The following is a 23,558-nucleotide window of genomic DNA, read 5'->3' on the forward strand; positions in this document are numbered from 1 at the left end:
GGCCATGGCGGCGCTGTTGGCGACGTCGTGGGCGGTGGCGCTCATTTCCTGGGAAGCGGTGGCCACCTGGTCGACTTCGCGGAACTGCTGTTGCATGCCGGCGCTGGTCTGGCTGGCGATTTCCGAGGACTGGTCGGCGGTGGCGCGGGCGTCCTGCACCGAGGATTTCACGTCGCGGATGATCGGCTGCAGCTTGTCGAGGAAACGGTTGAACCAGCCGGCCAGTTCACCCAGTTCGTCCTTGCCGGAATACTCCAGGCGCTTGGTCAGGTCGCCCTCGCCGCTGGCGATGTTGCGCAGCATGGCGGCGACGTTGAGGATCGGCCGGGTCACGCCACGGGCGGTGAGCCATACCAGCAGCAGGCCGACGATGGCGGCGGCGAGACCGAACAGGGTCTGCCAGAGAGCGCCCCTGGAATTGCGTTCATCCAGCTGCTTCTGCAGTTGCAGCGCCGGCGCCAGCAGCACGTCCTGTGGCACGTCTAGCACCACGGCCCAGGGCTTGGTGGCCTCCGGGATCGGCAGCAGCGGCTCGACCACGCGCAGTTGCCCGCCCTGTTCCAGCACCTGCGGGCGGCCGCCTGCTTGCAGGGCGAGCAATTCCGCGGCCTGGTCGGGGATGGCCTTGGCCAGCGGCTGGCCGAGCAGCGCTTCGTCGCTGCTGTAGCCGGCGAGCAGGCCCGCCGGGCTGACGATACTGACACTGCCGGCGCCGTCATACAGCTGGCGGTCGCCGTCGACGGTGAGTTGCTGCAGGCGGCTGAGGCTGATGTCGATGCCGATCACGGCGATGACCTTGCCCTGGTCGATCAGCGGGAAGGTCACGGTGGTCATCAGCACCTTGCTGCCGGAGGCGCTGTCGAAATACGGGTTGAGCACGCAGGCCTTGCGGGTCTGCAGCGGGCACAGCTGCCAGGTGTTGAACGGGCTGCCGTCGAGCATCACGGAGGTGTCGGCGATCATGTCTTCGGTCACCGCGAGGCCGGTCATCTCGCCGGAGGCCTTCTGTGCCCAGTAGGCGCCGAAGCGGCCCTTCTCGTTGCTGCCGGCGTCGGCCTGGTCGTGGAAGGCGGCGTCCTGGCCGTCCAGCGCATCAGGTTCGAAGACCACGTAGAGGCTGAGCAGGTTGGGGTTGCCCTTCAGGCCGTCGCGCACCAGCAGGTTGAGGTCCTTGCGCACGCCGCTGGCGTCCGCGCCGTGCTTGATCGACTGCTCGCGCAGTTGCGCGACCTGGCGGGAGAACTGGTTGCCGAAGTGGTAAACGTCGGTGAAGAAGCGCTGGATGATCTCTGCCTGCTGCTCGCTGCGCGCCTGCATCCGCGACTTGGCCGCGTCCTTGAGCATGTCGGCGTTGGCCGTATTGATCAGTTGCGCGTCGTGGTTCATCCGCGACAACGAGAGGCCGACCAGCAGGCTGACAATGCAGAGCAGGCAAAGCCCGGTCAGCAGCGTGATCTTCCACTGGATCGAGAGGCGGGACAGGGGCATGGCGGGCGTCCTTGGGCAACAAGCAATTCTTTGAGGTTTTATCGGCCTGTAAGGCGGCCACTTGAGCCGAACCCTTAAATGTCAGGGCTCCTGGCGGATCAGCGCGCGGTACTGTCCGGGCGTGGATCCGGTCCATTTGCGGAAGGCCTTGTAGAAGGCGCTGGTGTCGGCGAAACCCAGCTCCTCGGCCAGATCGGCGAAGTTGCCGTCGCCGCTGTCCAGCCGCGCAATGGCGAGGTCGCGGCGCAACTGGTCCTTGAGCGCCTGGTAGGACTGCCCCTCGGCGGCAAGCTTGCGGCGCAGGGTCGAGGGCGCCATGTAGAAGTGCCCGGCGAGCGCGTCGAGGTCCGGCCAGCGCTCGAACTTCAGGCTGCGCAGGTAGGCCTTGGTGCGCGCGGCGAGGCTCTGCGGGTCGCGGTAGCGCACCAGGATGTTGGCCGGTGCGCCGCCCAGGAATCGCCGCAGCTCACGCTCGTCGCGGCGCACGGGGAGATCGAGTGCCTCGGCATTGAACAGCAGGCGCGACTGGCGGCGGGCGAAGTTGAGGTTCTCGGTGAACATCACCCGGTAGTCGGCGATGAAATCCGGCTGCGGGCAGCGCAGTTCGATGGCCAGCACCGGAATCCGCCGCCCCACCAGCCAGCAGGCCAGGCCGTGCAGCATCAGCCACAGGGTGAAGTAGCAGAACGCACGCGGCGCCGGGCCCTCGGGTTCGTCGAGGACGATGGCGGCCAAGCCTTCCTGGCGTGTCAGGCGCGGGGTGAAGTCGTCGAACACCAGCCCCATGAAGCGCAGCGCGGCGTTCAGCGCCGCTTCCAGGGTCGGTTCGCGAACCGCCGCGGCAGCCATGAAGTTGAAGCTGCCGGACTTCATGCGCCGGGCGTTCATGCCGAAGAACTCGTCGTCCATCTCCCTGGCCAGGCGCAGCCAGAGCCGCGCGTAGGCCTGGCTGGAAACCCGCGCGTAGGGCTTGCCGAACAGTTCCGGCACGATGCCGGCGGCAGACAATAGCGGGCCGTCGTCGCGACCGGCGCGACGAAACTCGGCCAGCGCTTCGCTGACCAGGCGGATGGAGATGGTGCCCTTCTCTACGCCCATGGCGCCCCGACGTTCCTGGGGCGCGCCAGGGCGCAGGCAGGCAGCGAACGATCAGCCACGCTGGCTGCGCACCTCTTCGATGCTGATTTCGCGCATGCGGAACTTCTGGATCTTGCCGGTCACCGTCATCGGGAACTCGTCGCAGAAACGGAAGTGGCGCGGCACCTTGAAGTGGGCGATGGCGTTCTTGCAGAAGGCGCGCAGCTCGTCTTCGGCGACGCTGTGGCCGGGGTGGAACTTGACCCAGGCCACCAGTTCCTCGCCGTACTTTTCGTCGGGGATGCCGATCACCTGGGCGTCGGCCACTGCGTGGTGGGTGTAGAGGAATTCCTCGATCTCGCGCGGATAGATGTTCTCGCCGCCGCGAATGATCATGTCCTTGCTGCGCCCGACAATGCGCACGTTGCCAGCCTCGTCCATCTCGGCGAGGTCACCGGTAAGCATCCAGCGCGCCGGGCTGATGGCCTCGGAGGTCGCCTGCGGGTTGTTCCAGTAGCCGAGCATCACACTGTAGCCACGGGTACACAGCTCGCCGATGGTGCCGCGCGGGACGACGCGGCCGTCGGCGTCGATGATCTTGCTTTCCAGGTGCGGCTGGGTGCGGCCGACGGTGGTGACGCGGGTTTCCAGGTCGTCTTCCGGACCGGTCTGCAGGGATACCGGGCTGGTCTCGGTCATGCCGTAGGCGATCTGCACCTCGGCCATGTGCATCTCGTCGATGACCCGGCGCATCACTTCGATCGGGCAGGTGGCGCCGGCCATGATGCCGGTGCGCAGGCTCGACAGGTCGAAGTCGCGGCGAGTCGGGTGGTCCAGTTCGGCGATGAACATGGTGGGCACGCCGTACAACGCGGTGGCCTTCTCTTCCGCCACCGCCGCCAGGGTCGCCTCGGGCTCGAAGCTGGGCGCGGGGTAGATCATGGTGGAACCGTGGGTCAGGCAGCCGAGGTTGCCCATCACCATGCCGAAGCAGTGGTACAGCGGCACCGGGATCACCAGGCGGTCGTGCTCGGTAAGCCCGAGGCTGTCACCGACCATCAGGCCGTTGTTCAAGATGTTGTAGTGGCTGAGCGTGGCGCCCTTGGGGAAGCCGGTGGTGCCGGAGGTGTACTGGATGTTGATCGGCTCGTCGAACTGCAGCAGCGCCTGGCGCTCAGTGAGTTCGGCGGCGGCGATGCCACGGCCCAGCGGCTCCAGCTGGCTCCAGCGAAGGAAGCCGGTGGGCGCGCTATCGGACAGGCTGATCACCCCGCGCAGCTCCGGCAGGCGATCGCTGGACAGCTCGCCCGGGCGCCCCTGCCCCAGTTCGGGCAGCAGGTCGGCGAGCATGCCGTGGTAATCGGAGGACTTGAACGCGTCGGCGCACACCAGCCAGCGGCAACCGGACTGCTTCAGCGCGTATTCCAGCTCGCTCACCCGGTAGGCCGGGTTGATGTTGACCAGTACCGCGCCGACCTTGGCGCTGGCGAACTGGGTCACGCACCACTGCGCGCAGTTGGGCGCCCATATCCCTAAGCGGTCGCCGGGACGCAGGCCCAGGGCAAGGAAAGCGCGCGCAACGCCATCGACCACCTCGGCCAGTTCGGCCCAGGTGTAGCGCAGGTTCTGGTGACGCACGACCAGCGCCTCGCCTGAGGCGAAACGTTCGACGGTGGCATCGAAGGCAGCGCCGACGGTCATGGCCAGCAGGGGCTTGTCCTGCGGGCCGCGGGTGTAACTCAGGTGGTTCATGGCTTTCCCTTGTTGTGCTTGTTCTGGGATCAACGCTGAACGATCGGTTCGGGTGGCGACGCAGAGCGTCTTCCGCCGAGCTTGCCTAAAGGCAGCCCGCTGGACTGACTGACCGGTCGCGGGCGGCGAAGCATGTTTACGTTAACGTAAAGGTAAACGCAACCCCGACCATTGGCAACGCGACGGGCCGGGCGCCTCCGCTCATTTCAGGATAGCCACTCACAAAGCGTGCCATCCGGCCTGAACGCCATATGCGGCGCGGCTTTGAGAAGGTTTCGGCGAGTACGCGGCTAGCGTCTCCGGTTGCATTTCGCAACAGCTCGGGCAAGCTGCCGCGTCCTGATTGCCAGCGCGGGCGGCGGCCGGGCCGGGACGGCCGCCGGAACGTCTCAGCCGGTCGCAATCTGAGACACCCCGCACTACGTGCGCTCCGGCGGACCTTGCATTAGAATTCGCCGAATATGCCTACATGGATGTAGACACATTCCCACTCATGCTTGCGAATCCCATCCATGACTAGTCGTCGTTCGATACTGAGCCTGCTGTTTGCCTGTGCCGCTGTTGTCTGTTCATCGAACACCTTCGCCGCCTCCCCCGCCAAGGCGGCGTCCCCCAAAGAGCTGGTGCTCGCCTCCGGCAGCGCGCTGGTGGTCGACCTGCAGACCGGCAAGACCCTTTACTCCAGCAACCCCAACCTGGTGGTGCCCATCGCCTCGGTGACCAAGCTGATGACCGCCATGGTCACCCTGGACGCCAAGTTGCCGATGAATGAGCTGATCCCCGTGGACATCTCCGAGACCGCCGAGATGAAGGGCGTGTTCTCCCGCGTGCACCTGGGCAGCATGATCAGCCGCGAGAACATGCTGCTGCTGGCGCTGATGTCCTCGGAAAACCGCGCCGCCGCGAGCCTTGCGCATAACTACCCGGGCGGCTCGAAGGCCTTCGTCGCCGCGATGAACGCCAAGGCGAAATCCCTGGGGATGAGCAGCACCCACTACGTCGAGCCCACCGGCCTGTCGATCCACAACGTCTCCGATGCCAACGACCTGATCCGCCTGGCCAAGGCCGCCTACACCTACCCGCAGATCCGCCAACTGAGCACCACGGCAACCAGCGATGCGCGCTTCAGCAAGCCCAGCTACTCGCTGAGCTTCTTCAACACCAACCCGCTGGTGCGCAGCGGCAAATGGGACATCCGCCTGACCAAGACCGGCTTCACCAACGACGCCGGCCACTGCCTGGTGATGGTCACCATGATGGACGGCCGCCCAGTCGCCCTGGCGCTGCTCGATGCCTTCGGCAAGCGCACCCACGTAGCCGACGCCGCGCGCATCCGCCGCTGGGTGGAAACCGGCGTCGCCTCGCCGGTGCCCGCTGTCGCCCTGCAGTACAAGGCCCAGCGCAGCCAGGCGCGCGCGACCCGTATCACGGCCACCGCCGAGTAAGCTCTCCCCGTGCTGGCGGAGCCCGCTCCGCCAGCCGCCCTCTCCTGCTGCCCCTCTTCTCCCCTTCTTGCCCTGTCGCTTCAGCCCTGCTGGATGGCACTTTCGCCACTTATATGCTTATCGTCATTCAATGTTAGTATGACGACCGTAATATTTGATTGCCGGAGCCTTGCGATGACCGACCTGACACTCACCCGTGAACAGAAGATTGCCGCCTGGGAAGCGGCGGCCGCGCAAATGCGCCAGCGCCTGGCCGAGCCCGGCGTGGTTTCGCTGCAGGAGTTGCGCGGCAAGACGCCCCAGGAGTTCTTCGACGGCATCGGCGCGGGCGAGCTGCCGGCCCCGCCGATCAATGCGCTGATCGGCTTCGTCCCGCTGGAGTGGAGCCAGGGCCGCTTCATCTTCCAGGGCACTCCGGACATGCGCCACTACAACCCGCTGGGCACCGTGCACGGCGGCTACGCAGCCACGCTGCTGGACTCGGCCATGGGCTGCGCGGTGCACACGATGCTCGAACCGGGTCTGGGCTACACCACCACCGACCTGCGCATCAGCTACATCCGCGCACTGACCCGCGACACCGGGCCGATCCGCGCCGAAGGCACCCTGGTGCACATCGGCCGCTCCACCGCCCTGGCCGAGGGCCGCCTCTACGACGTGGACGGCCGGCTCTACGCCACCGGCTCCACCACCTGCCTGATCCTCGGGCGCTGATCGCGATACTCATTCTGGAGACCGACCATGACTTCCGTCGTCATCGCGGGGTATGCCCGCTCCCCGTTCCACTTCGCCAAGAAAGGCGCGCTGATCGACGTGCGCCCGGACGACCTTGCCGCGCAGACGGTGAAAGCGCTGGTGCAGCGCAGCGGCCTGGATGCCCGACTGATCGAGGACCTGATCCTGGGCTGCGCCTACCCCGAGGCCGAACAGGGCATGAACCTGGCGCGCATCACCGGCTTCCTCGCCGGGCTGCCGGAAACGGTGGCCGGCGCCACGGTAAACCGCTTCTGCGGCTCGTCCATGACCGCCATCCACTTCGCTGCCGGTCAGATCCAGCTCGGCGCGGGGGATGCCTTCATCTGTGCGGGCGTGGAGTCCATGACCCGCGTGCCCATGGGTGGCTTCAACCTCTCGCCCAACCCGCGCCTGCTGGCGGAGTTCCCCCAGGCCTACATGCCCATGGGGCAGACCGCAGAGATAGTCGCCGAACGCTTCGGCATCTCCCGCGCGGACCAGGAAGCCATGGCCGTTGACTCCCATGCCAAGGCCGCCCGCGCACGCGAGCAGGGCCTGCTGGCGGCGGAGATCGTGCCCATCGATACGCCCAGCGGTGTGGTCAGCGAAGACGGCTGCATTCGTCCCGGCACTAATCAGGAAGCGCTGGCGCAACTCAAGCCGGCCTTCGATGGCAGCGTTACCGCCGGCACCGCCTCGCCGCTCACCGATGGCGCGGCGGCCGTGCTGGTGTGCAGTGAAGACTTCGCCCGAGCCCATGGCCTGGACATCCTCGCGCGGGTGAAGGCCGTCGCCGTGGTCGGCTGCCCGCCGGAAATCATGGGCATGGGCCCGCTCTACGCGACCCGCAAGCTGCTCGACCGCGCAGGCTTACGCATGGCTGACATCGATCTGGTAGAGATCAACGAGGCCTTCTCCAGCCAGGCACTGGCCTGCCTGCGTGGGCTGGAGCTGGATGGCGACCGGGTCAACCTGCACGGCGGCGCCCTGGCCATCGGCCACCCGCTGGGCGCCACCGGCGCGCGCATAACCGGCAAGGCGGCGGCGCTGCTGAAGGAAACAGGCGGACGCTATGCCATCGCCACCCAGTGCATAGGCGGCGGACAAGGTGTGGCGACGCTGCTGGAAGCCGTTCGCTGATTGTCACACCCGTAGGGCGATTCCGGCGCGCATCCAACTTGTAGGAGCGAGCTTGCTCGCGAACCCAGGCTCCGCAGCGGGGTTCGTTCGCGAGCAAGCTCGCTCCTACAGGTAATGCCCACGGCCTGGGCGAACACATCGCGGACGAAATCCGCTCCTACGCGGTCGGGTTGATCGTAGGAGCGGACTCCGTCCGCGATCGTTTTTCAGCGCATGCCATGTCTGCCCTGAATCACCTCCCCGCGCTCGCCCTGCGTTAGAATGACATCCAGCATTCCATGAACCGCAGGAGACCGGTCATGCGTTATTCCGAAGACCACAAGGCCCAGACCCGCGAACGCATCATCAACGAGGCGGCGCAGCGCTTCCGCAGCGAAGGCGTGGACGCCACCGGCCTGCAGACGCTGATGAAGGCGCTGGGCCTGACCCACGGCGGCTTCTACGCGCACTTCAAGTCCAAGGACGAACTGGTGGAGATCGCCCTGCAGCAGGCCGCCGAGCAACTGCGCCCGATCGTCGACCAGCAGTTCGAGAAGGCTGACCCGCTGCCCGGCTTCATCGACCAGTACCTCTCCCCCGGCCACCGCAACACGCCCGGCAAGGGCTGCCCGCTGCCGACCATCTCGGCGGAACTGGGCGCGCGCGGCCATGCCAGCGCCACCACCGACGCCATCGTCCAGGCGCGCATCGATGCCATCGAGCAGGCACTGCCGGCCGAACATGCCGAGGATGAAAGCGTCGCCCTGCTCGCCACCCTGATCGGCGCACTGGTGCTGTCGCGCAGCGTGGCCGACCCGGAGATGTCCGACCGCATCCTGGAAAGTACTCGCCGGCACCTGAAGCGCGAGATCGGCGCAGCGGAGTGAATCTCCCACAGCAGGCGCATATGGCGCTTTCGTAGGGTGCATAACGCGCTAGCCTTATCCGCCGTTCAAGGGCCGGCGGATACCCTGTTCCAGATTATTCGCTCTACGCTCCTGCGTATTCCCTTCACCCCAGCCCTGGCTGCGCGCCCCGCTCCTGAGGGAGAGGGGCCGCCCGTGCCGGCTGACGCTATGGATTCACTTCACACCGAATGTCCCCTCTCCCCCTGGGAGAGGGTTAGGGTGAGGGCCAATCCGAGCGCTGATGCTCACCCCGAACGGCCATGGCCCGCTCCCCCGAAAGCCACGCATAAAAAAGCCCCGGCGCAAGGCCGGGGCAAGCTTTTCGCCACTCAGTTACCCGGTTATGCCACCGCCACGCCATAACGCTGCGCCGGCGCGCTGCGCGACAGGTTCGGCGCCATCTTCAGCCGCGCGGCGGTGAAGGCTTCGAATTCGCTCGCGTCCGGCAGCGCCGGCAAGGTCACCACTTCCCCCTGGGCCAGGCCAGCCAGGGCGGCGTCCACCATGTGGTTCACGTCCATCAGCATTTCCGCCGGCAATGTGGAGATGTCGGTGCCGGCGCGGTCCCAGATTTCGGTACGGGTAGCCCCCGGCAGCACGGCCTGGATACGCAGGCCCAGCGGGGCCAGTTCCTGCTGCATGGATTGAGTCAAATTAAGTACGAAGGCCTTGGTGGCGCTGTAGCTGCCGTTGAACAACTCAGGCGCCAGCGCCAGCACCGAGGCCACGTTGATGATGGTGCCGCGCCCACGCCCGGCGAAGGCCTTGGCGGCGGCGCCGGCCAGCCGCGCGGTGGCGATGACGTTCAACTCGATCATGCTTTCCAGGCGGTCCAGGTCGGTTTCCAGCAGGGTGCCGTTGATCGCCACACCGGCATTGTTCAGCAGCAGGCTGATGCTGGCGTCTTCGGCGAGACGGGCCTCGATGCGGGCGCGGTCTTCGCGGCGGGTCAGGTCGGCCTTCAGCACGTCCACCGAGACGCCATACTCCTCGCCCAGGCGCGCCGCCAGGGCCTCCAGGCGTTGCTGGTCGCGGGCCACCAGCAGCAGGTCGTAGCCCTGGGCGGCGAAGCGTTGGGCGTAGGTAGCGCCGATGCCGGAAGAAGCACCGGTGATCAGTGCGCGGCCCAGTTCGGATTTGGCATTCATGATTCTTCTCCAGAGGGGCACGCGCCCCGCATGCAAGGGTGATCGGAGCCCGAGGGCCATCCGGAAGGTTCGGCGCGAATTGAATTACGGCCGACATCTGACGATTAATATTATGCATGTAATATTAACTGTCAATCCCCCTCGCCAAAGGGTGACCGGCGGCGGGAGGAACGAAGGAATTCGGAGGATGGTGCAGCGAAACAGGCGGGGTAATGCAAGAGGTGCGACGCGTTGCGCCTTTCAGCCCAGCCTGCGCGCGCTCATCGAAAGACCAGAACCGATTCGCCGGCACGCCCAAGGGCTGGCGTGCCACTCCGGAGGCGTCAGCGAAGCCGACGCCCGGCAGGGTTCACTCTTGAACGGCCCAGCGGTTGAGCCAGCTCCAGCGATGCGGGAAGCGGGCCTTCAGACCCAGGCGGTCGACGCGCCAGAATGCCGGCCACTCACCCTTCACCTTTGCCAGCAAGCGCAGATTGCGATTCGGGGCACTGAAGGCCTCGCGCAATTCCACCGGCACCGGGGCGGCGTCCTCCACCATGCGCACCACCTCCGCCTGTAGCCATTTCCCGTCGGGCAGGCGCACGCGGAACGGCTGGCCGGGCGAGGCATATTCGGCAAAGCGCGGGTCGAGGTAGATCCAGATTTCGGCATCCCCCAGGCGCTGCAGGCGCATCAGCAGGGTGCCGGGGCCGACATTCTCGCCCTCGCCCACCAGAACTTCACTGATGACCCCGGAGTCGCTGGCCTTCAGTTCGAGGCCCTGCAGGCGCGACTGCAGCCAGTCGCTTTCCAGTCGACGCTGACGGTCCAGCGTGTCATCCCCTGGCTGCGACTCGCGCCGGTCGAACTCGACCAGATCGCGTTGGCGGCGGTCACGCTCGTCCTGTGCCTGTTGCACTTCGCCACGGGTCGCAGCGCCGGCAGCAAGCAGGCCACGCAGCTGCCGCAGGCGGCTTTCCGCGCTACCGAGCAGGCGCACCAGCGGCTCGCGCTCGCGTTCGCTGAGGGTTCGGCGGCCCGGTGTCACGACGGCTGCCTTCGAAGGATCAGCCAGCAGGGCCAGGCGGGCGCGCCATTCGGGATTGTCCATCCGCATCAGCAACTGGCCGGCCTGGACCTTGTCGCCGGGGCGGACCAGTACCTGAGCCACCTGCCCGGCCTCCCGTGCCCGCAACTCACTGGACGGCAGGTGCAACTGCGCGGGGGCTTCGATCAGCCAGAGGCCGAGCAGTTCGCGCCCCACCAGGAACAGCAGCGGGCTGGTCACCACCAGCAGGATCAGGTACCAGCGCAGCTTGAACGCCATGCGCTTGCCCGGCGCATAAAGCACCTTGAGGCCCTGGTCCTGGGTGGGCTGTTGTTCCTTGTGGCTCGAGAATCGAATCTTCATGGGCTGCTCAATGCGGGAAATGGGACCAGTCCTGCCAGTCGATACCGGAGACTCCGGCCGTCTGCAGACGCGTGCGCCAGCGCTCCACCTGCTGCTGCAGCAGGGCGCGCGGCGCTCCGGCCCAGGACTCCTCGGCCGACAATTGCGGCTCGACGCTCTGCGCCAGGCGGAAACGCAGCTCCGGCCAACGCCGGGCAATGGACGCGGCAAGTTCCGCGCTGCGTTCGGGATTACGGGTGTAGATCATCAGGCTGACCTGCCGCACGCCACGCTGCGGCAAGGCACAGGGCACGCAGGTGCCACCAGCGGGCTCGGCGAACCAGCGCGGGTGGCTGGACAGTTCCAGCGGCCAGTAATCAAGCCGGGCGACCGCGCCCAGGGTGTCCAGCCAGTCCTGCAGGCGGCTGTCGGGGACCGGCCAGCCGAGCTGCTCGACCTCGAGGTCCAGGTGCACGGCGTCGAAGCGTACTTCGCGAAGCTGTCCAAGCAGCGCCAGCAGGTCCTGTCGCCCGTTGGCCGACAGCCACGCCGGGTCGCCCAGCAGCAGGACGACCTGCATGCCCTGGGCTCGGGCATCAGCCAGGGTGCCCTGGAGTTGCTTGCGCAGGGCCGGCATGTTCGCCACCTGGCGGGCGTCGAGCCCCACATACAGACGTTGCATGCCGGCACTGCGCAGAGCCTTCAGCTCGGCACTGCGGGTCTCGGGTTGCAGCAGGGCCTGGCTCTTCCATAGATACGCCCCCTGGCTCCAGGCTGTTTCCCTGGACGGGCCGGCCTTCGCCGGGGTCTTGGCCTGAGCACCGGCCGGCGATTGCCAACTGAGGTTCTGCACACCGAGCAACGGGCTCAATGCCTGGTCATCATCGACGAACAGGCGCAAGGCGGCTTCGCGCAGCCAGACGGCATGCCACGCGGCAATCAGGCGCAAACCGTTGTCGTAGCGCTCCAGTTCTACTGCCTGTAGCTCGCCCAGCGAGCCTTCGGCAGAACGCTCCGAGCGCAGGCGCTGTTCGCGCAGAGCGACCAACGACACCGCCAGTTGCTCACGCTCGCGCTCCAGATCCTCCACAGCCTGCCGTTGCCCCTGCAGGGCCTTGCCCAGGGCTTGTAGCAACTGCTGGCGCTCGGCATTCAATTTGGCCTGGGCCGCCTGGTGGCGCGCCTCCCCTTCCCGTCCACGGGCCTGGCCGTAGGACATCAGGTCGAAGGGCGTGGAGAAGTTGAGACTGGCGACCAGGCCATTGCCGGTATTGCTGGCTCCGTTGCGGTCCTCGTAGCTCTGCGCAACGCTGAAGCTGGAGTCGATGCTGTCGTACCAGGGCGACTTGCGGTTCTGCTCGGCCTGGCGCAGTTCATCCTTACGCTCCTGCAGGCGCGGATGGCCTTCCAGCGCCTGGCGCCAGCGGGTCAGGGGCTGTACCTGCGTCGCCAGCGCTTCCGCCCGGGCCTGCTGGCCGGGGCCGATATCCAGACCGGAGAGCTCCGCCAGGCTGGCACGGGTGTCATCCATCAGCCGCGCACTCGATGCACAATGGCGCTGCAAGGACTGCCAGCGGCCGTCGAGCAGTCGCGCCTGGGACGGCAACAGCCAGCCCTGGCGCTGACGCAGGGTCAGGCGCTCGCGGGCGCTGGCTGCGTCGGGCAGCAGTGTCTGGCACCAGCGGCTTTCCTCTTCGGCCCGCCACCAGTCGGCGTAGGCACTGCGCAGCGCCAGCCGCTGTTCGGCCTTTTGCAGCAGGCGGCGGGACTGCTGCCGCTGCTGTTCCAGCTCAACCGCGGAAACCGCCTGCACCTGGCGCCGCAAGCTGCCCAGCAAGGGGTGGCGCAAGCCCAGCGCCAGGCTGCGTCCGTAGTAGGTGTCGATCACGTCTTCGGTCACCAGCTCGCGGTAGTGCCCGGTGCTGCCGGCGCCGAACCACTGCCAGCCCGCTTCGGCCTCGCGCTGCTCCTTGAGCGCGTCCAGGGCCCGCAGGTCGGCGGCGTTGGATTGCAGGACGGCACTGTCTTCGGCGCTGTCGAGCACCCGCGACAACGGCAGTACATCGGCCTGGGCCAGGCCTGCAGCCAGCAGCAAAGAGCCCAGGAGCAGGGAACGCTTCATCAGATCAGAACCTCTTTGCCTTACGCAGCACCCACCAGGGCGCCATGCTGGTTTCTTCATGGCCACGGCGCAGCGCCTCGTTGAGCATCGCCACCGCGCTCCACAGGCGCATGACCAGCATGAACAGCGGGAAAACGAAGATCACCGGGAACAGTTTCAGGTCCTGGCGCGGACGCTCGGACACCAGGACCAGCATGGCCAGGTACAGCAACAGGGTCATGCCCAGGTAGACCAGGTAGATGAGCGAGGCCAGGGCGAGGAAGCGCGGTACGGGCACGACCAGGGGGCCAATCACGCAGTAGCCGAAAATGATGAACGGCAGCACCAGCTGGAAGAAGAAGCCGGTGAACAGCGTCATCAGGAAATTCGGCCAGCCCAGCAGGCGCGGGTTGAAGCTGTGGCGGTGTTTGCGGATATAGAGGAAGTACAGGTCGCCATCCCAGCGCAGCCGCTGCTGGAGGAACTGCAGGAACTTCACCGGGGCGTCGGTATGGCCGATGGCACCGGGCTCGAAGGGGATGCGCAGCGATCGGCGGCCAAAGTAGTTCTTGATCCGCAGGGTGATGTCCAGGTCTTCGGCCGTGTGGGTATCCCAGCCGCCGATCTTGTCGAGGAAGCTGCGGCGGAACGCGCCGAAGGCACCGGAGACGTTATTCACCAGGTTCCATTCGCTCAGGCCGATCTTGGCCATGTGGATCGACAACTGGTACTCCAGCGCCTGCATGGCCGTGGTCAGCGACGCCCAGGCGTTGCGCACCCGCAGGCTGCCCGCCACCGCCGGCACGTCCGGGTCGGCGAAATGGCGGACCATGCGGCTGACCATGTCGTTGTCGAAGGAGGTGTCGCCGTCCAGCGCCATGATGACCTCGCCCGTGCAATGCGCGAGGCCGGCATTGAGCGACGACACCCGGCCGCCGCGCTGCCATTTGGCGATGGGCCGCAGCAGACGCCGGGGATGCAGCGCCGGATCGACGCGGAAGTCCCGCACCGCCTGCATGGTGGGCTTGTTGACCGCCGCGCCATCGACCACCGGGATCATCTCGATGTAGCCCGGATAGGTCTGCTCGCACAGGCTCAGCAGGGTCTTCTGTACATCGAGGCCTTCGCTGTAGCAGGTGATGATGCAGGACACTCGCGGGCGGAAGCCGTTGTCCCTGGGCAGCTCGAACGGCTTGCGCATGAACCAGCGCAGCACGCCGATCAGCACCATCAGGTTGAGCGGGACTTCCAGCAGCAGGAAAGCCGGCAGCAGCTTGAACGCGGCCTGGAAGAACCCGTCGCTACGGGCGAACTCCCCGATCAGCAGCAGCCATTGCTCGATGAATGCGTCCATGGCTTCAGCCGAGCTGTCCGCCCAGCCTGGCCAGCAGCAAGGCGGCGTCTTCCTGCTCCAGCTGGTCGTCCGGTGCGGTGAAGCCCGCCAGACGGACATTGATGCGCATGGCCTTCTCCAGGGTCAGGCTCTCGGCGCCCTTGGCCAGGCGTTGGCGCACCACGTCCAGCCCGGCGGCGTCGGTGTGGGGCATGAGTACCCAGAGCACTTCCTCGCTCATGCGCGAGCAGCGATCCGTCTCGCGCACGGCTTCCTGCAGGCGTTCCACCAGCCCGTCCACCAAGGCATGGCCACGCATCTCGCCCAACTCGGCAAGGGTTTCCAGCAGGTTGACGAAGCGCAGCCCGAGCAGCGAGAACGGCGGCTTGCGGTGGCGCGTGGTCAGTTGCAACTGCCAGGTGAGCAGGTCCAGGAAGGCCTGGCGCGGCAGCAGGCTGAGGTTGCCGAACCGTTCCATATTCGCCGAGGTGGCGGCAAAGCCCTCGCGGCATCGCAGGCGCCCAGCCTCGGCAAGGCGGAAGTGGCGCACCTCGCGCACCCGCAACTTGTCCGGCTCATGGTTCTGTCCGCAATCCAGGCAACGCGCCTCCACGGCAGCATCGACGAAGAAGGCCTGACAACTGCGGCAGCGGTAGTTCTCCAGCGGACGGTCGTAGTCGCTGCCGATGTGACGCAGGCGGGTCAGGCAGTTCGGGCACAGCAGCAGGCCGTCCTTGAGGAAGTGCTCCTGGGGTCCGACGTGGCCGCAGGTGAAGCAATGCAGCGACGGCTGGCGACCGATGTCCAGCGCCTGGCATTCCGGGCAGACGTCCACATAGTTCAGGCGTCCCGAGCCACAGCCGGTGCACAGGCGCAGGCGGTCCAGCAACTCGCCCTCTTCCAGCCAGCCCTGCTGCCTCATCAGTTGCAGCCAGGAGAAGGGATTGATTTCCTCGCTGTCGCTCAGGGCTTCGAGAATCGGGTAGCGGTAATGCTGGGGCACGGCGGTATCGCGCACGGCATGCACATCGCCGCGCGAGCGCAGCCAGAGCCAGGCGAGCACGCGCTCCTCGAAGCGCGTCGGCGCGTGTCCCTGGTTGAACAGGTGGAAGCGTTCACGCCACAGGCGCCAGAGCGGCGTGATGGCGCCCATCTCGGCTGGCGGCGGCCCATCGCCCAACGCCGCGCACCAGGAGTCAATATCCTGGCAGCAATAGATCAGGGCGAAGCGATAGCGCGGGTCCTGGCGCAGGTGACGGAGCATCTGCCCAGCCTGGATGCCGGGTAGATCGAGAAGCAGCACATCGTAGGTCGCCGCCGACTGCAGACCGGCCAGATCAGCGAAATGCTCCAGTTCAGCACCGCTGTAGCGGGAGGAAATGCTGCCGACAACGGCGGTCAGGGGTGACGCGGTATTCATAAAAATCTCTGCGAGTGGCCCTTAACTCAGGAGCCGATCATAGCAAAAGCACATCAGTCGCTCGTCGTTAATTTGTCGCCTCAATTGTAATTCGATGATCTATGTCATTTTATTGACTGCCATTGATCGGTTACACGCAGCGCTCCCCGCACGCTGCTGAGCGATACGGCAGGCCTTTCGAGGGATCGCGCCGGCGCGGTCCACACAGGCAACGGGCCGCCAACGGTGGCAGCCAGAGACCACCCGGCACTTTAGATTGCCCACTCTAGAGCGCCGGCGCGAGGCTGCTACCCGCCTCCGCACAAGAACAATCCCGGAGCACCACCTGCACTTTCTGCCTGTCTACGCACCGGAATGATCCGGAGGAGGACACATGCGATTGCGCTGTCTGTTCCTGGGATGTGTTTGGGATGAAGGGAGCCTGAGCGAAGTCGGCCGCGTGCCGATGCTGTGCCAGCGCTGTGCGCGCTGCGGTGCACAGCGTTACTTGGCAACAAAGAGCGTGAGCCCCGAGCCGGATACCTGAGCCGGAAACGAAACTGCCCGGAGCACATGGGTGCTCCGGGCAGTCCGGTACAGCGGAGGGTGGTCAGTTGGCCACGAACGCCTGGCTGGTGGTGATCGCCATGTCGCCGCCGGGCAGCTTCAGATCGCCGATGCGCTCCAGGCTGTCGGCATCGAAGATCGCCACGTCGTTCAGGGTGCCGGTCAGGTACAGCTTGTTGCCGGCCTTGTTGGTCGACAGGCAGTAGTAGGAGTGGTCCAGATTCGCCGCCTTGACCAGCTTCTGCTCCTTGATGTCGTACTTGGCCAGTCGGTTCAGTACGCCGTAGACGATGTTGCGGTCCTTGGCCGAGCGGATGCCGCTGAAGTACACCTCGGTGACCGGGCCGAAGTCGACGGTCTCGGTCTTGCCGGTGGCCAGGTCGATGTTGAAGAAGCCGTAGAGGAAGTCGGCCGTGGCCAGGTCCTGCTTGGCGTCCTTGAACTTCGCCGTGGTGTAGAGCAGCGAGAAGTCACGCGGGTAGGTCTGCTGGTTCCACACGTAGAGCACATCCGGCGGCGCGTAGTTGGTGCGCTTCCAGTTGCGGCTGGGGATCACCACGTCGAACTTGCCGGTCTTCACGTCCACCTTGTAGATGTCCGGGCCCGCCACGTAGAGGGTGCCGTCGTCGCCACTCTGCATGATGGTCAGCTGGCGCGGCGCCGGGAAGGTGCGCACCGGCTTGGCGTTCATGCCGTCCGCGACGGAATACACCTGCAGGCGCGGCTGCTGCACCTCGTAGTGCTCGGCGAGGATCAGCGTCGGGTTGGCGATGGCGTAGATCGCCTTGCCGTCGTGGCTGACGGTCATGGAGAACATCGCCCGCGCGTTCTCGCCCGGCTTCTGCGCGATGGTGGCGTGGAACACCGGTTTGCAGTCATCGAGCTGGATGCCGTAGATGTCCGCGTAGTGGTTGCTGAGGATGTAGACGGTCTTGCGATCCGGCGACAGCTGGGTCATGCCCGGGCCATAGGCGCCAGGGATGGTGCAGGTCTTGAACAGCTTGTCGGTCTGCATGTCGATGACGTGCAGGTTGTTCGGGTAGTTGGTGCTGATCAGGTACTCGTGGCCACTTTCCAGCGCCTTGCTCTGGTTGGCGTCGGCGGCGACGGCTTGCAGCGCGCAGGCCAACGAGAGGCCGCCGAGCACGGCGGTGAATGCTTTTCTGGACATGCAGGTTTTCCTCTTGTTCTTCTGCCCGCTCATTTGTCGTTCGGGAATACGGTGCCCAGGTTGCGCCAGTCCTCGGCCGAGGCCTGGGCATCCTTGTTCCAGTCGGGGTAGGTACTCATCATGTCCGGCACCTGGGCCGGCCACCAGCAAGGGTCGGAGCAGCCGTAGAGGTCCGCTTCCATCGGCTGGCAGAGCGAGGACACGCCGCCGAACACGTCGACTTCCCAGCCCGGGTCGGTGGTCGCCGCGCAGCCGGCCACGGAATTCATCGCCACCACGTCTTCGATGCGATCCTCGGCGGCGGCCTGTTCGAGCTTCTGTGCTTTGGTGTTGATCGCTTTCAGATGTTTCATGTCAGTGCGCCTTCCGCGGAGTGATGTGGCGGTCGATGAAGCTGGGGTTGGAGGCCATGATCCGGCTGTAGACCTCGATGCCGAAGTCGACCCAGTCCCTCATCAGTTCGCAGTAGTGGTAGGTGGGGTGCGCCGGGTCGCCGTAGCGCGCGTAGCTCTCGTGGTAGCAGCCGCCGGAGCAGAGGTTGCGGATGTGGCAGCTGGCGCACCCGGTGTCGGTGCGGTCCAGGCGCTGGGAGAGGAACTCGTTCAGCTCCGCCTGCTTCACCCCTTCGTGGACGTTGCCGAAGGTCGGCAGCGACGACCCGGTGAAACGGTGGCACAGGTTCAGCTCGCCCTTGTGGTCCACCGCCAGCATTTTCAGCCCGGCGCCGCACGGCAGGGCCTTCTTCTGCCCTTCGTGGATGTCGGTGATCAGCTGGTGCAGGTTGGAGAAGCCGATGTTGCGCCCCTCCAGTGCCTCGTCCAGGTAGCGGCGGCCGAGGGCCTTCATGCCGGCGAAGACATCCTTCAGTTCTTCCCCGGTGAGGTTGTAGCTGCTGATGTCGCCCGAGGTGACCGGGGCGAAACCGACTTCGGCGAAACCCATCTCGTTGAACAGGTGGTTCCAGATGGTCTCGACGTCGGTGACGCCGGTGGTCAGCGTCACCCGCGCGCCGACCGGCCGCGCGGTGTAGCGCGACAACAGCATGTCGGCCTTGCGCCGCACCACGTCATAGGTGCCCTGCCCGCCCACGGTGATGCGGTTGCGGTCGTGCACCGTCTTCGGTCCGTCGATGCTGATCGAGATACCGAAGCGATGGGCGTTGAGCCAGTCGACGATTTCCTCGGTGAGCAACGTGGCGTTGGTGGTCATGACGAAGTCCACCGTCTTGCCCAGCTCGCCAAAGCGGCGCTCGCAGTAAGCGACCATGTGCTCGATCAGCGGGCGGTTGGACAGCGGCTCGCCGCCGAAGAACACCACGGTGTAGCGCTGCTCGTCAGGGGATTCCTGGATGAGCATTTCCACCGAGGCCTCGGCAGTCTCCGCGCCCATCTTCTTGCCGGCGGAGGGCTTGTCCAGGTCTTCCTTGTAGCAGTAGGTGCAGCTGAGGTTGCAGCCAGTGTTGACGTTCAGCACCACGGTGTTGAGCGCGGTGCGGTCAACCTTCTTGATGCCGATTTCAGGCGTCAGTGGCGAGCCGTCGCTGACCAGCTCCAGCGCGATCAGCTCGCGCAGGGTCTCGTCGATATCTTCGGCGGCGAAACGCCCGGCAAGGCGCTGGGTCAGCTCGTCCGGCGAGCAGGCATGCCCGCGCAGCGCGTCGATGATCCCGCCAGTCAGCTCGTCGCTGGCGAACAGCGAGGAGCTGGGGATGTGGAACAACAGGCGGTCGGCGTCGACCTGCACTTCGTGCAGGTTGCGCTCGACCAGATTCAAGATGGCGCCCATGGCGACCTCCCGGAACTTGCTTGGTACGCCCGCCCGCAGGCGGGGCTCATGCGTTCAGTTCATGCGATCCGTGGCTTACGGGATCGGCGGGTTGTTCCAGCGTTGCACGGTGACGATCATGTGCCCTTCGCCCTTGTGCGACTGGCCAGCGTCGTCCACTGCGGCGATCACCTTCAGGTTGCCGGCGTTGTTGGTCATCATCTTGCGTTCCGGGTTCGGGCCGGCATCGCCCGGTGTGAAGATGCCGGTGGCCGCGTCCATCAAGCCTGCGAACTTCACATCCTGGTCTTCCTTGGCGCGGTCATCGAACGGCTCCACCGACCACTGCGCCGGGAACACGCCGATGCGGAACGGCTTGCCGTCGGCGCCCTTGCCCCAGGCCTCGGCATCGAAGCTGCCCTGGACCTTGGGCGTGGAGCCGCCATTGCCGCCGATGCGGGCGATGGAGAACTCCGGCACCACCTTCACTTCGGCGATGTCCTTGTACACCGCGAGGCTGCCGCCCTTGGCGGTGCCCACGCTGACATCGCGCTCGCCGGTGGCGGCCGAATCGCTGGCCTTGACCTTCACGGTCACGCGCTCGGGCGTCTCGGAAACCACCGACACCACCTCCACGCCCTTGCCAAACGACGGCTTGCCCTTCAGGCCGGTGCCGACCACGCTGACTTCGGTCTCCGCGCCTGCCTTGATGTAGGCCGGCTGTACACCCAGCACGTGGCTGGTGCCGTCCTTCGCCGCGACGAAGTCCAGGCCGCGCTCATCGTGGGCCTTGTCGAACATGCGGCCCTGCATCTGGCCATTGAGGGCAGCGAACACCTGACGCAGGGTCACGTCACCGACGCTGACCGCGCCGCGCCATTCGTAGCCGTTGTAGAGCACTGCACTACCGTCGCCGTTGAACGGCGTGCCGTCGGCGTACTGACCCTTGACGCTGACCTTGAAGGCGTCGTCGCCGTCCTTGCTCACGCTCATCGTGCCGGCCAGATCACCCTTGCCCGGCATGTGCCCGGCGAAGCTCCAGCTGCCGGCAAGCGACTCGGCCTTGGGCCGGTTCTTCTGCCAGTCGGACCAGGCCTTGCTGTCCAGCGGGTAGCGCTTGGCGAGCTCGGGGACCATTTCCTTCTTCGCCAGGTCGAACCAGTCGCGGTCGCGGGACAGCGCCTGGTATTCCAGCGACGGCCAGCGGCCGAGGTGGAAGTTCACCAGCTTCTCCCATTCCGCCGCCGGGCGGCGCTGCAGGGCGATGCGCGCGCCGGAGTGACAGCGGGCGCACATCTGCTCGAAGTTGGTATCGAATTTCTCGACGGTGTTCAGCCGGCGTTCGAGGGCGTAGCGCACGCCTTCGGTTTCGCTGGGCGCCAGGCCCTGCTTGTCGGCGAGGAACTTGACCACCGAGCGACGCTCCTCGTCGGTGATCTTCAGGCCGTACATCACCTGCATGCGGGCGATGCTCATCAGCCAGCCTTCGGGGGTCTTGCGCTGGTGGCTGATACGGCTGAGGGAATTGTTGCCTTCGGGCGTGTGGCACGCCTGGCACTTGGCGTTGATGATCGCCTGGCCTTCGGGTGCGGCCTGGGCCGTCTGGTGCAGCGCAAGGGCCAGTGCGGCCAGGGTTCCGGCACCCAGATAGTGCCGAAGTCGTGTCATCTTCAAGGTCAGGCCTCCTCGGTATTCTTGTTGGTTATTCGCGCCCACCGATGGGCTAAGAGCGAGCTCTTGAAAGCGAGATAGCAGGTTGTGTGCCACTACTGCGCAAACCCCGTCGAATCAGGCTTTCACCGGGGTTTGCGGGCACACCCGGCAGGTGCTGCCGGGTTGCCAGCGTCACATTTCGCGATAGCTGTCTAACTCTGAGACAGACCCTGTGAGACGCCGCCTGAAGCAGTATGGTCCGGCTTGCGCAAAGCGCCGCCCGCCGGCAGCAACAGGGCGCCGAACAACATGGTCAGCAGGCCGACCCAGACCAGCGAGAGGAACGGGAAACGGCGCACCACCACCACGCTCTCGATGTCGTCGCCGGGCTGCTTGAGCAGCCGCGCGGAAGCCGGCACCCAGATCTGCAGATCACCGCTCCAGCCACGCACGATGAACGGGTGCAGCACGTAGCCGCGCTCGGAGGCGAAGCGCGCGTAGTGGTAATCGAGAATCTCGCAAAGCTGGCGCACCGGGCCCTGGTAGGCGGGTGGGTTGCCCCGGCTGTCCTGGAACAGCGCGTGACCGGCCAGCGTGCGCTCGCCGTCGCGCAGCTCGACCTTGGCCACCGCGTGGTACCCGGAGAAATCCGGCCGGCTGGCATCCGGCGAGACACGCAACTGCATGCCGCCGATCACCGCGTGCCACCGCTCGAAGGACGTGCCCGGCGGGATGCTGATCTGCTGGTAGCTGTTCAGCGCCGTGGCGGCCAGCCCGCCCACCAGCGCGATCACCGCGCCGCCGTGGACCAGCGCCAGTCCGCCGCTGTAGCGCAGGTTGCCCAGGCGCCGGCTGCGCCACAGGCTCTGCGCGCCCCACAGCAGGCAACTGCCCATCAGGAAGGCGCCGCCCAGCAGCGCCGCATCCAGCCACGGCAGCACCTGCACGATGCTCTGCGAGAGCATGCCGTCGCCGTTGTAGCCGCCGCTCAGCCAGCCGCCGCGCCAGCCAGTCCAGAGCATCAGCGCAGCCATCAGCAGGGTCGCCAGCAGCGCCAGCCGTGGGCGACCGCAACGGCGCAGGAAGCTGTAACCACCCATCAGGCCGAGCGCCGCCAGCAGCGGCACCACCCAGTGCGCCAGGCCGTAACCGTTGACGTCCCACTGGTCAAAGGCGCGGCGCAGGCTGTCCATCTCCGCCGTGGTGGCCCAGGCGGTCAGGGTCTCGAAGAAGGGTTTCAGCTCGCTCGGCCGCTCCCTGCCCAGCCATTCGTAGAGGTGCGCCTGGAGCAGCGCGCCCAGCGCCAGCAGGCCGGTGCCGGCAAACAGGTAGATGGCTACGTCCAGCGTCCAGTCCTTCGCGCCGCGCTGACGCCCTGCCCGCTGCCGCGCACGCCATCCCGCCAGCAGATAGAACGCCGCGAGGGCCAGCAGAATCGCCGCCAGCGCCAGGTGGCTGAGCCACGACGTGGTGCCGATGTAGCGGTGCGAACTGGCCAGCACCGTGCTGCGGGTCACCGCCATGGCGCCGCAGGCCATGGCCGCCGCCAGCAGGCTGAGCACCGGCAACAGGCGTGCGTAAGCACCGTCCGCGCGCCAGCGACGGGCGCCGTGCAGCACCGCACCGAGCAGCGCCCAGATGATGAAGGCCGAGGTCTGCACCGGGTCCCAGTGCCACAACTGGCCGTAGGTGAAATCCTCCATGGCCCAGGCCATGCCGACGCCGATGCCGGCGCTGAGGACCAGCCAGGCGCGGCGGCTGTAGCGCGGCATCACCCAGGCATAGGCGTGCCCGCCCCGCCTCAGCGCTTCCAGCGCGGCTCCGGCGGGCGCCAACACCCAGGCGTAGGCGCAGAGGATCAGCGGCGCATGCAAGGACATCCAGAAGGTCTGCAGGTGGGCGTTCATGCCCTGGCTCGGCTGCGCCGCCAGCCAGTCTGCCGGCGTCGCGCTGAACGGCCCGAGCCAGGCGGCAGTGGCGACGTACCAGGCGGCGATCAACGCCATGCCCCGTCCCGCCCAGCCGGGCAAGGCCGAGCTCTTCAGGGAGATGGCCAGGCTGAAGGTCGCCAGCAGCAACACCGTGCCCTCGTCGCCGCCCCAGAGGTTGGAGAACTTCAGGTACGCCGGCAGCGCCGCACTGCTGTAGAGCCAGGCATAACGCAGCTGGAAATGGTCCGCCACCAGGTGCAGAGCCAGTGCCAGGCAGGCGCCGCACAGTGCGCCAAGGGCAACCGGCCACGCCAGCCTGCGCCACTGTTGGTGAAATGCGCCAACCGCGATCAGTGCAGCGAGCATCCAGAGCAAGGCATTGCCCAGGCTGGGTAGCCACCACAAGAGCAGGCCAGTCAACGTGGCGGCAATCAGCCCCACGCTCCACGGCGACGACAGGTGCATCCTCTTCAAGCCAGGCCTCCTTGTGCAGCGCCGACGCGGCGCTGGGCGAAACCCAGCGCTCTTCACGTTGCGTGCCAGCGGGAAAAGTCCTTGCGAAACAGCCGCCTGCATTCAGGCAACGACCAGCGGCGCG

At 66.4% G+C, this 23,558-nt stretch carries 18 protein-coding genes; 5 read left to right on the top strand and 13 right to left on the bottom strand.

What is annotated here, in order from left to right; translation table 11 throughout:
• From CTR55_RS17780 to CTR55_RS17790, 3 genes are all read right to left on the bottom strand, one after another.
• A partial coding sequence (locus CTR55_RS17780; protein WP_296288150.1) for a methyl-accepting chemotaxis protein occupies positions 1-1,488 on the bottom strand: 1,488 nt, incomplete at its 3' end.
• A gap of 81 nt (positions 1,489-1,569) precedes the next feature.
• On the bottom strand, positions 1,570-2,586 hold the full coding sequence (locus CTR55_RS17785) for an AraC family transcriptional regulator (RefSeq protein ID WP_296288151.1): 1,017 nt from the start codon (positions 2,584-2,586) through the stop codon (positions 1,570-1,572).
• 51 nt (positions 2,587-2,637) lie between these two features.
• Positions 2,638-4,317, bottom strand: a complete 1,680-nt coding sequence (locus CTR55_RS17790) for an AMP-binding protein (protein WP_296288152.1) — start codon at positions 4,315-4,317, stop codon at positions 2,638-2,640.
• Between the two features lie 512 nt (positions 4,318-4,829).
• Between CTR55_RS17790 and pbpG the strand changes: the two genes are divergently transcribed.
• The 4 genes from pbpG (at position 4,830) to CTR55_RS17810 (ending at position 8,503) form a co-directional block, all read left to right on the top strand.
• The gene (gene pbpG, locus CTR55_RS17795; protein WP_296288153.1) at positions 4,830-5,762 is read left to right on the top strand and encodes a D-alanyl-D-alanine endopeptidase; all 933 of its coding nucleotides are present in this window, start codon (positions 4,830-4,832) and stop codon (positions 5,760-5,762) included.
• 237 nt (positions 5,763-5,999) lie between these two features.
• Positions 6,000-6,476, top strand: coding sequence for a PaaI family thioesterase (locus CTR55_RS17800; RefSeq protein WP_296288382.1), 477 nt, complete (start codon positions 6,000-6,002; stop codon positions 6,474-6,476).
• 27 nt (positions 6,477-6,503) lie between these two features.
• On the top strand, positions 6,504-7,637 hold the full coding sequence (locus CTR55_RS17805) for a thiolase family protein (RefSeq protein WP_296288154.1): 1,134 nt from the start codon (positions 6,504-6,506) through the stop codon (positions 7,635-7,637).
• A 299-nt stretch (positions 7,638-7,936) separates the two neighbouring features.
• On the top strand, positions 7,937-8,503 hold the full coding sequence (locus tag CTR55_RS17810) for a TetR/AcrR family transcriptional regulator (RefSeq protein ID WP_296288155.1): 567 nt from the start codon (positions 7,937-7,939) through the stop codon (positions 8,501-8,503).
• A gap of 362 nt (positions 8,504-8,865) precedes the next feature.
• Here CTR55_RS17810 and CTR55_RS17815 read toward each other — a convergent pair whose 3' ends face one another.
• The 5 genes from CTR55_RS17815 to CTR55_RS17835 form a co-directional block, all read right to left on the bottom strand.
• Entirely contained in the window at positions 8,866-9,672 is an 807-nt protein-coding gene (locus CTR55_RS17815) for an SDR family oxidoreductase (protein ID WP_296288156.1), read from the bottom strand.
• Between the two features lie 349 nt (positions 9,673-10,021).
• The gene (locus CTR55_RS17820; protein WP_296288157.1) at positions 10,022-11,062 is read right to left on the bottom strand and encodes an HlyD family efflux transporter periplasmic adaptor subunit; all 1,041 of its coding nucleotides are present in this window, start codon (positions 11,060-11,062) and stop codon (positions 10,022-10,024) included.
• Between the two features lie 7 nt (positions 11,063-11,069).
• Positions 11,070-13,163, bottom strand: a complete 2,094-nt coding sequence (locus CTR55_RS17825) for a TolC family protein (RefSeq protein ID WP_296288158.1) — start codon at positions 13,161-13,163, stop codon at positions 11,070-11,072.
• 4 nt (positions 13,164-13,167) lie between these two features.
• Positions 13,168-14,496 (bottom strand): glycosyltransferase, encoded by a 1,329-nt coding sequence (locus CTR55_RS17830; protein WP_296288159.1) that lies wholly within the window; start codon positions 14,494-14,496, stop codon positions 13,168-13,170.
• A 4-nt stretch (positions 14,497-14,500) separates the two neighbouring features.
• Positions 14,501-15,895 carry a diguanylate cyclase gene (locus CTR55_RS17835; RefSeq protein ID WP_296288160.1) on the bottom strand — a complete coding sequence of 465 codons (1,395 nt, stop codon included), beginning with the start codon at positions 15,893-15,895 and terminating at the stop codon, positions 14,501-14,503.
• A 373-nt stretch (positions 15,896-16,268) separates the two neighbouring features.
• On the opposite strand from CTR55_RS17835, the gene CTR55_RS17840 reads away from it, so the two are divergent.
• Complete coding sequence (locus tag CTR55_RS17840; protein ID WP_296288161.1) at positions 16,269-16,421, top strand: PSPA7_2676 family Cys-rich small protein; 153 nt, start codon at positions 16,269-16,271, stop codon at positions 16,419-16,421.
• A 63-nt stretch (positions 16,422-16,484) separates the two neighbouring features.
• Here the strand turns inward: CTR55_RS17840 and peaD are convergent, their stop codons facing one another.
• The 5 genes from peaD to ccsA all read right to left on the bottom strand — a co-directional run bounded on the left by peaD (position 16,485) and on the right by ccsA (position 23,425).
• Positions 16,485-17,612: a quinohemoprotein amine dehydrogenase subunit beta gene (gene peaD, locus CTR55_RS17845; protein WP_296288162.1), complete on the bottom strand. Its 1,128-nt coding sequence runs from the start codon at positions 17,610-17,612 to the stop codon at positions 16,485-16,487.
• Positions 17,613-17,641: 29 nt separating this feature from the next.
• Complete coding sequence (gene qhpC, locus CTR55_RS17850) at positions 17,642-17,965, bottom strand: quinohemoprotein amine dehydrogenase subunit gamma (protein ID WP_296288163.1); 324 nt, start codon at positions 17,963-17,965, stop codon at positions 17,642-17,644.
• Position 17,966: 1 nt separating this feature from the next.
• Entirely contained in the window at positions 17,967-19,397 is a 1,431-nt protein-coding gene (peaB, locus tag CTR55_RS17855) for a quinohemoprotein amine dehydrogenase maturation protein (protein WP_296288164.1), read from the bottom strand.
• Between the two features lie 75 nt (positions 19,398-19,472).
• Complete coding sequence (gene peaA, locus CTR55_RS17860; protein ID WP_296288383.1) at positions 19,473-21,044, bottom strand: quinohemoprotein amine dehydrogenase subunit alpha; 1,572 nt, start codon at positions 21,042-21,044, stop codon at positions 19,473-19,475.
• A gap of 197 nt (positions 21,045-21,241) precedes the next feature.
• Positions 21,242-23,425 carry a cytochrome c biogenesis protein CcsA gene (gene ccsA / locus CTR55_RS17865; RefSeq protein ID WP_296288385.1) on the bottom strand — a complete coding sequence of 728 codons (2,184 nt, stop codon included), beginning with the start codon at positions 23,423-23,425 and terminating at the stop codon, positions 21,242-21,244.
• Between the last annotated feature and the right edge of the window lie 133 nt (positions 23,426-23,558).

It is taken from the genome of Pseudomonas sp. (assembly GCF_002796985.1).
In the GTDB taxonomy this organism is placed as follows: domain Bacteria; phylum Pseudomonadota; class Gammaproteobacteria; order Pseudomonadales; family Pseudomonadaceae; genus Pseudomonas.